Source organism: Halorhodospira neutriphila (assembly GCF_016584055.1).
Taxonomy (GTDB): Bacteria; Pseudomonadota; Gammaproteobacteria; order Nitrococcales; family Halorhodospiraceae; genus Halorhodospira; species Halorhodospira neutriphila.
Genome location: NZ_NRSH01000151.1, coordinates 1 through 7256, shown reverse-complemented (window position 1 = coordinate 7256; position 7256 = coordinate 1). Strand labels below are relative to the sequence as shown.

Annotated in this window: 8 protein-coding genes and 1 pseudogene; 3 read left to right on the top strand and 6 right to left on the bottom strand. The window is 73.5% G+C overall.

The genetic code is table 11. From position 1 onward, the window contains the following. From CKO13_RS10690 to CKO13_RS10670, 5 genes are all read right to left on the bottom strand, one after another. Nucleotides 1-808 (bottom strand): M48 family metalloprotease (locus CKO13_RS10690; RefSeq protein WP_200260733.1); only part of this gene is annotated, 808 nt, incomplete at its 3' end. Between the two features lie 15 nt (nt 809-823). After that, complete coding sequence (locus tag CKO13_RS10685) at nt 824-1819, bottom strand: class 1 fructose-bisphosphatase (RefSeq protein ID WP_200260730.1); 996 nt, start codon at nt 1817-1819, stop codon at nt 824-826. A gap of 723 nt (nt 1820-2542) precedes the next feature. Continuing rightward, nucleotides 2543-3221: 3-deoxy-D-manno-octulosonic acid transferase (locus tag CKO13_RS13130; RefSeq protein WP_420827069.1), on the bottom strand; the 679-nt coding region annotated here is incomplete at its 3' end. Then, entirely contained in the window at nt 3221-4201 is a 981-nt protein-coding gene (locus CKO13_RS10675; protein WP_200260724.1) for a lysophospholipid acyltransferase family protein, read from the bottom strand. The genes CKO13_RS13130 and CKO13_RS10675, both read right to left, overlap by 1 nt. Continuing rightward, a complete protein-coding gene (locus CKO13_RS10670; RefSeq protein ID WP_200260721.1) occupies nt 4198-4863 on the bottom strand; it encodes a protein-L-isoaspartate O-methyltransferase family protein in 666 nt (221 codons plus the stop codon). Before CKO13_RS10670 ends, CKO13_RS10675 begins: the two co-directional genes overlap by 4 nt. A 154-nt stretch (nt 4864-5017) precedes the next feature. On the opposite strand from CKO13_RS10670, the gene rpmB reads away from it, so the two are divergent. From rpmB to CKO13_RS10655, 3 genes are all read left to right on the top strand, one after another. After that, nucleotides 5018-5254 carry a 50S ribosomal protein L28 gene (rpmB, locus tag CKO13_RS10665; RefSeq protein WP_200260717.1) on the top strand — a complete coding sequence of 79 codons (237 nt, stop codon included), beginning with the start codon at nt 5018-5020 and terminating at the stop codon, nt 5252-5254. After that, nucleotides 5254-5424: a 50S ribosomal protein L33 gene (gene rpmG / locus CKO13_RS10660; RefSeq protein WP_200260714.1), complete on the top strand. Its 171-nt coding sequence runs from the start codon at nt 5254-5256 to the stop codon at nt 5422-5424. The genes rpmB and rpmG overlap by 1 nt, the downstream gene beginning before the upstream one ends. Before the next feature lie 146 nt (nt 5425-5570). Further along, nucleotides 5571-6848, top strand: a complete 1278-nt coding sequence (locus CKO13_RS10655; protein WP_200260711.1) for an EAL and HDOD domain-containing protein — start codon at nt 5571-5573, stop codon at nt 6846-6848. Here the strand turns inward: CKO13_RS10655 and CKO13_RS10650 are convergent. Further along, nucleotides 6794-7256 (bottom strand): annotated as a pseudogene (locus tag CKO13_RS10650) (hydantoinase/oxoprolinase family protein); the annotation flags it as partial. The gene CKO13_RS10655 and the pseudogene CKO13_RS10650 overlap by 55 nt on opposite strands.

The window sequence follows — 7256 nt, the reverse complement described above, 5'->3', positions numbered from 1 at the left end:
TCGTCAGCCACGGGTGCTGCGGCAGCCCGCGGCGGTAGCCGAAGATGCTCTCGAGCCAGGCGCTCTGGTAGCGCTCGAGGGTGCGCAGGGCGCGGGCGAGCCCCTCGGGGTCGCCGGTCAGGGCGGCGGCCTCCAGGTCGGCGGCGTACTCCCGGGTCCGCGACAGGCCGAGCTGCAGCAGGATGGCGGCGCTCGGCGCGAAGACCACCAGCAGCAGCGTCACCAGCGAGGGGCCGCCGAGCTCCCCCTCGATGAGCAGCCACGGCAGGGAGAGCAGCACCAGGAGCTGCGCCAGGAAGGCGAGGTACATCACCGCCTGGGTGAGCAGGGCGGCCAGCGCCATGATCCGGGTATCGCCGTGGCGCAGGTGGCTGAGCTCGTGGGCGAGGACGGCGGCCGTCTCGCGCAGGCTCAGGGTGCTCAGCAGCCCCTGGGTGACGGCGATGCCGCCGCGCCCGCCGCTGCCGACGGCGAAGGCGTTGAGCTGGCCGTCGGGGACGTAGTGCAGGGTGGGGACGCCGCCCAGGCCGGCCCGCCGGGCGAGCTCGGCGAGGAGCTCGTAGAGCTGCGGGCTCTGCTCGTAGGCCAGCGGCAGGGCGCCGGCGCGGTTGAGCACCAGCTGGGCGGGCAGGCGGCTGAGGACGAAGGCCCCGCCGCCGGCGAGGGCCGCCGTCCAGGCGAGGCCCGCCCAGCCGGCCATGAGGTAGCCGACCAGGCCGGCCAGGGCGGTGAGCGCCAGCAGCAGCAGCGCGACGCGCAGGAGGTTCTCGAGGCGGCGGCGCAGCAGCTCGGCGCGATTGAGGAGCACCGCCCCGGCCCCGGGCTACGAGGCCTGGTGGTAGCCGGTGAGCCGGTCCACCTCCTCCTTGGAGCCGATGACCACCGGCACCTTCTGGTGGATCTGCTCCGGGGCGCGCTCGAGGATGCGCTGGTGGGCGTCGGTGGCGGCGCCGCCGGCCTGCTCGGCGAGGAAGGCCATGGGGTTGGCCTCGTACATCAGCCGCAGGCGGCCGTCGGGGCGGTTGGCGTCGCGCGGGTAGATGAAGATCCCGCCCCGGGTGAAGATGCGGTACATGTCCGCCACCATCGAGGCGATCCAGCGCATGTTGAAGTTCTTGCCGCGCGGGCCGTCCTCGCCCTGCAGGCACTCGTCGATGTAGCGGCGCACCGGCGCCTCCCAGAAGCGCTGGTAGGAGACGTTGATGGCGAACTCCTTGGTCTGCGCCGGGATCTGGACGTTGTCGTTGACGAGGACGAACTCCCCGGCGCCGTGGTCGAGGGTGAACTGCGCCACGCCGTTGCCGAGGGTCAGCAGCAGCGTCGTCGACGGGCCGTAGACGACGAAGCCGGCGGCGACCTGCTCGGTGCCCGGCTGCATGAAGTCCTCGATGCTCGCCGTCCCCTCCGAGGGCGCCTTGAGGATGGAGAAGATGGTGCCCACGGAGACGTTGACCTCGATGTTCGAGGAGCCGTCGAGGGGGTCGAAGAGCAGCAGGTAGGGGCCGCTGGGCTGGCCGGCGGGCGCCGGGACCGCCTCCGCCTCCTCCTCGGAGGCCACCGCGGCGGCGCGGCCGCCCCACAGGCCCGCCTCCTTGAGCCGCTCGTTGGCGAGCACGTCGAGGGTCTTCTGCTCCTCGCCCTGGGTGTTGGCGGCGTCGGCGCTGCCGAGCACGCCGCGCAGGGCGCCGCCCCGGACGGCGTCGGCGATGCCCTTGCAGGCGTCGGTGACCTGCTGGACCAGCCCGGAGAGCTCGTCCAGGCCGCGGGTCTCGGGGCGCTGCTCGGCAAGGTAACGTGCAAGGGTGACGCGCTCGGGCATAGACCTTCCTCCTCGAATCCGTCGGCGGTATGAGGCTCCCCGATCGGGGGCTCTCAGTCTGCTGCTCTCAGCCTAACCCATCTCGCCGGGGCAACGAGATTCAAGGCGGTTATCGCGGCGATTACCTCCCGCTGTCGCCCGGCGCTCCCTCGCCGGGCTCGAGCTGCTCGAGGATGGCGTCGGCGTAGAGCCCGGCGATATCCTGCGCCGCCACCACCGCCGCCGCCGCGTGCTCGCCGAGCTGGCGGCGGCTCTGGGCGTCGCGGAAGAGCTCCTTGACGGCCTGCTGCAGGTCTGCCTCGTCGAGGACGCGGCGCGCGCCCCCGGCGGCGAGCAGCCGCTCGGACTCCTCGGCGAAGTTGGCCATATAGGGCCCGAAGAGGATGGGCCGGCCGAGCCGCGCCGGCTCCACCAGGTTCTGCCCGCCGCGCGGGACCAGCGAGCCGCCGACGATGACCAGCTCGGCGGCGGCCATGAGCTGCTCGAGCTCGCCGAGGGTGTCGGCGACGTAGATCTCCGCCTGCGCCCAGTCCTCGCCGGCGGAGCGCAGCGCCACGCGGTAGCCGGCCCGGCGCAGGGCGTCGCGGATGCTCGCCCCGCGCTCCGGGTGGCGGGGGGCGATCACCAGCAGCCGCGGCACGCTGCGCTCGCTGCGCGCGCGCGCCCAGGCGGCGGCGATGCGCAGCTCCTCGTCGTCGTGGGTCGAGGCGGCGAGGACGGTGNGGCCGAAGGGGAAGGGCTCGGCCGGCGGGGCGCTGGAGGCGGCGAGCTTCAGGCTGCCGAGGGTGCGGATCCGCTCGGCGGCGACCCCGAGGCCCCGGAAGCGCCGCGCGTCCTCGCCGCTGCGGGCGAGCACGGCGTCGACCCGGGCGAGGGCGCTGGCCTGGAGGCGGCGGATGATCGCCGGGGCATTGAGCGAGCGGCTCGACAGCCGGGCGTTGGCGAGGATCAGCGGGATTCCCCGGCGCTGGACGGCGGCGAAGAGGTTGGGCCAGATCTCGGTCTCGAGGATGACGGCCGCGCCGGGCCGGAAGGCCCGCAGGAAGCGGGCGACGGCGCCGGGCCAGTCGATGGGCTGGTAGGCGTGCTCGGCGACCGCGCCGAGGGTGCGCTCGGCCGTCTCGGCGCCGGTGGGGGTGGCGGTGGTCACCACCAGCGGCAGCTCCGGGCGCCGCTGCGCGAGGGTGCGCACCAGCGGGGCGGCGGTGCGCACCTCGCCGACCGAGGCGCAGTGGAGCCACAGCGACGGCCGCTGGCCGAGGCGCGCGTCGCAGGGCCGGTAGCGGCCGAGGCGCTCGCGCAGCAGCCGCCGGCTGCCGCGGCGCCGCGCCGTGCGCAGCAGCCAGGCGAGGAGCACGGGCGAGAGGGCGTAGAGGGTCCCGGTATAGACGGCTCGCAGCATCAGTACACCGCTGGCTCGCCGGGGGGGCGAGTCTTGAAGCGTTTGTAGGCCCAGAAGTAGTGCTCCGGCTGCTCGCGCACCCAGCGCTCGACGATGGCGTTGATCCGCGCCGTGGCGGCCTGCGTGTCCGCGCCGGGGAAGTCCTCGAGGGGCGGCTCGAAGACGATGCGGTAGCGGCCGTCGGCGAGGCGCTGCGGGATGTAGGGGAGCACCAGGCAGTCGGTGCGCTGCGCCAGGCGGGCGGTGGCCGAGGTGGTCGCCGCCTGGATGCCGAAGAAGGGCGCGAAGACGCCGCCGCGGCGCGGCTTGACGTCCTGGTCGGGGGCGAACCAGACGAGGTCGCCGGCGTTGAGGGCGCGCATCAGCCCGCGCATGTCGTGGTTGGCGATGACGTCCTCGATGCGCCGCCGGCGCGCGCGGCGCATGACCGTGGCGATGAGCGGGTTGCGGTCGTCCCGGTAGAGCGCCTTGAAGGGGGCGAGCTGGCAGATCATGGCGCCGCTGAGCTCGAGCCCCGCCATGTGGCAGGTCAGCAGCAGGACCCCGCGCCCGCTGCGCCGGGCCGCCTCCAGGTGCTCGCGCCCGGAGACCTCGAAGAGCTCGAGGAGCCGCTCCGCGGACAGCCACCACGCCATCGCCATCTCGATCAGGCCGGTCCCCATGGAGCGGAAGTTGCGCCGGGCCAGCGCCCGGCGCTGCGCCTCGTCGAGCTCGGGGAAGCAGAGCTCGAGGTTGCGCAGCACGATCCGCCGGCGCTCCCGGGCGAACTGCCAGAAGAGCGCGCCGATGCCGGCGCCGACCGCCTCGCGGCCGCGCTGCGGGAGGAGCACCGACAGACGCAGCAGGCCGAGCAGGAGCCAGTGCCCCCAGAGGCGCGGGTGGAGGTAGCGGGCGCGCAGCAGCCGGTCGTCCGTCGGCGTCGGCCGGATGCCGCGCGGGCGCTTCCGCTTCCACCGCTTGGCGGCGCCCTTCTGCGTCAAGGCTGGAAGCGAGCCTGCCGCGGGGCGTTCTCGAGGGGCGGGACGTAGGTCTCGAACAGGCTCTGGCAGGACCAGAAGTGCGTCCCGGTCCGGGTGATGCGCAGCGCCTCCATCATCGGCCCCTCGCCGACGATCACGAAGAGCCGGCCGCCGACGGCGAGGGCGTCGTGGAAGCCGTGGTGGAGCTCCGGCAGCGAGCCGGTGACGGCGATGACGTCGTAGAGCTGTCCGTCCGACCAGCCGCCGCCGGCGTCGCCCTCGACGAGCTGCACCCGCTCGCCGCCGCGGAGGGTGGCGAGCCGCTGCCGCGCCTGGGCCTGGAGCTGCGGGTGGATCTCGACGCTGGTGACGCCGCCGGCGAGGTGGGCCAGGCAGGCGGCGACGAAGCCGCTGCCCGTGCCGATCTCCAGCGCCTGCTCGCCGGGCTGCGGGTCGAGGGCCTGGAGCATGCGCGCCTCGACCCGGGGCTCCATCATGACCTGGCCGTGGCCGATGGGCAGCTGCAGGTCGCTGTACGCCATCCGGCCGAGGCGCTCGGGGACGAAGAGCTCCCGGGGGACCTGCTCGAAGACCTCGAGGACCCGAGGCTCCAGCACGTTCCACGGCCGGATCTGGCGTTGGATCATGTTGCTGCGCGCGAGCGCGGCGTTCTCAGCCCCCATGATGCTCCCTTCCTCTTGGCCTCCCGTAAACGAGGCAATCCTAGGCGGTATGGGGGGGCTCGACAAGCGCTGCTTGCGTTCTCGGCCCGGGCCTGGTATAAAACCCGCCTTTACGACGCCGGGTGCCGGCGAGCGGGGATTGAGGAGTGTAGCAATGTCCAAGGTCTGCCAAGTCACCGGCAAGCGCCCGGGGACAGGGAACAACGTCTCCCACGCCAACAACAAGACGCGCCGGCGTTTCCTGCCGAATCTCCACCACCACCGCTACTGGGTGGAGAGCGAGCAGCGCTGGGTCCGCCTGCGCGTCTCGGCCCAGGGGATGCGGATCATCGACAAACGCGGCATTGACGCGGTGCTCGCCGAGATGCGGGCGCGCGGGGAGAGAGTCTGATGGCCGGCAAGAGCGCACGCGAGAAGATCAAGCTGGTCTCGAGCGCGGGGACGGGGCACTTCTACACCACCGACAAGAACAAGCGGAACACGCCCCACAAGCTCGAGTTCAAGAAGTACGACCCGGTCGTGCGCAAGCACGTCACCTACCGCGAGACGAAGCTCAAGTAGCCGGGTCCGGGCAGTAGCGGGTAGCGGCCGCCCCGAGCCCCTCGGCGGCGGGGCCGCCGCTCGCCCTCCCGCCGCCTCCTGGCCTGTGAGCGCCGCGCCGCCGCAGCAGGCGACACGTGCCTCCTAGAGGAGAGGAGGTAGCGCCGATGGAGATCTGCCTAGCCCGCCAGCCGATCTTCGATCGGCGCCTCCAGGTCCGCGGCTACGAGCTCCTCTACCGCCGCAACCCCGATAGCACGTCGGCGCAGGTCCTCGACGGCGACGCGGCGACCTCGGCGGTCATCCTCAACGCCTTCGCCGAGATCGGCCTGCAGCCGCTGACCGGGGGGCAGCCCGCCTACCTCAACCTGACCCGCCCCTTCTTCACCGAGTACAGCCTCCCCTTCCCCAAGGACGCCGTCGTCCTCGAGGTCCTCGAGGATATCGAGCCGGACCGGCCGTTCCGGGAGGCGCTGCGCCGGCTCGCGGGCCAGGGCTACCGGATCGCCCTCGACGACTTCATCCTCGAGTCCGGGATCCAGGACCGCCTCCTGCCCTTCGTGGACACAGTCAAGGTCGACCTCACCCGGCTCTCCGCCCAGGAGGTCACCCGCCACGCGCAGACCCTGCGCCGCCACGGGGTGCGGCACCTGCTCGCCGAGAAGGTCGAGACCCAGGAGGAGATGCAGCGCTGCCAGGCGGCCGGCTTCGACCTCTTCCAGGGGTTCTTCCTCTCGCGGCCGAGCACCTACAGCCGCCGCTCGATCCCGGCCCACCGGCTGCCCCTGTTCCGCCTGATCGCCGCGCTGCAGCGCCCGGAGATCGATATCGCCGAGCTCGAGCGGCTCATCAGCCAGGACGTGGCCCTGAGCTACAAGCTCATGCGCTACCTCGCCTCGCCGCTGTTCCCCTCGCGCAACGTCGACTCGATCCGCTCGGCGATCCTCTACCTCGGCAGCCGGGAGCTGGCGCGCTGGGCGACGCTCCTCGCCATGAGCTCCTCCCAGGACCAGCCGCCGGAGCGGATCATCTCCCTGCTGGTGCGCGCGCGGCTCTGCGAGCAGCTCGCCCAGGAGGGCGGGCTCGAGGGGATGACGGCGTTCACCATCGGCCTCTTCTCCGGGCTCGACGGCGTCCTCGACGCGCCCCTGGCGGTGATCTGCGAGGAGCTGCCGCTGAGCGCCGAGGCCCGCCAGGCGCTGCTCGAGCACCGCGGGCCCTACGGCGGGCTGCTCGCCTGCGCCCTGGCCCAGGAGCACGGCGAGTGGGAGCGGATCGGCGAGCTCGGCTGGTCCCAGCAGGCCCTGACGGAGCGCTACCTCGAGGCCATCCGCTGGGCCGACGAGCTGTGGGCCTGGCTCCGGCGGGCTGCCGCGGAGCGGGAGGAGGCTCACGCCCCGGGCAAGGGGCGCTCGAGCAGGAGGTTGCCCAGGCGGTCACGCTGAGCGCGCCAGCCGGGGGCTACCCAGGTGGTGGAGACCGCGTCGGCCACCACCGCGGGGCCCTCGACGGGCCGGTCCTCGGGCAGCCGGGTGCGCTCCCAGACGGCGACCTCGCCCGCCCCGTAGACCGGCGTCCACCCCGCCGGCTCCGCGGCCCCGCCGGGGAGCTCGGGCAGCGCCAGGGGCGGCCGGGGGCCGTAGACCCCCAGGCGCAGGTTCACCAGCTCCAGCGGCTCGTCGAGGCGGTGGCCGTAGCGCCGCTCGTGGGCCTGGTGGAACGCCGCCGCTGCCGCCTCGCGGTCGCCCTCCCACGCCACCTCCAGGGTGAAGGCCTGGCCGCGGTAGCGCAGCTCCAAGCGCGGCTCCTCGCGGATCTGCCCGGCCTCGACCCCCTCGGCCTCGAGGGCCGCC

Bases quoted from the DNA above. Each gene is read 5' to 3' on its own strand.
- rpmB (WP_200260717.1), top strand. From the start codon at position 5,018: ATGTCCAAGGTCTGCCAAGTCACCGGCAAGCGCCCGGGGACAGGGAAC.
- rpmG (WP_200260714.1), top strand. From the start codon at position 5,254: ATGGCCGGCAAGAGCGCACGCGAGAAGATCAAGCTGGTCTCGAGCGCG.
- CKO13_RS10685 (WP_200260730.1), bottom strand. From the start codon at position 1,819: ATGCCCGAGCGCGTCACCCTTGCACGTTACCTTGCCGAGCAGCGCCCC.
- CKO13_RS10655 (WP_200260711.1), top strand. From the start codon at position 5,571: ATGGAGATCTGCCTAGCCCGCCAGCCGATCTTCGATCGGCGCCTCCAG.
- CKO13_RS10670 (WP_200260721.1), bottom strand. From the start codon at position 4,863: ATGGGGGCTGAGAACGCCGCGCTCGCGCGCAGCAACATGATCCAACGC.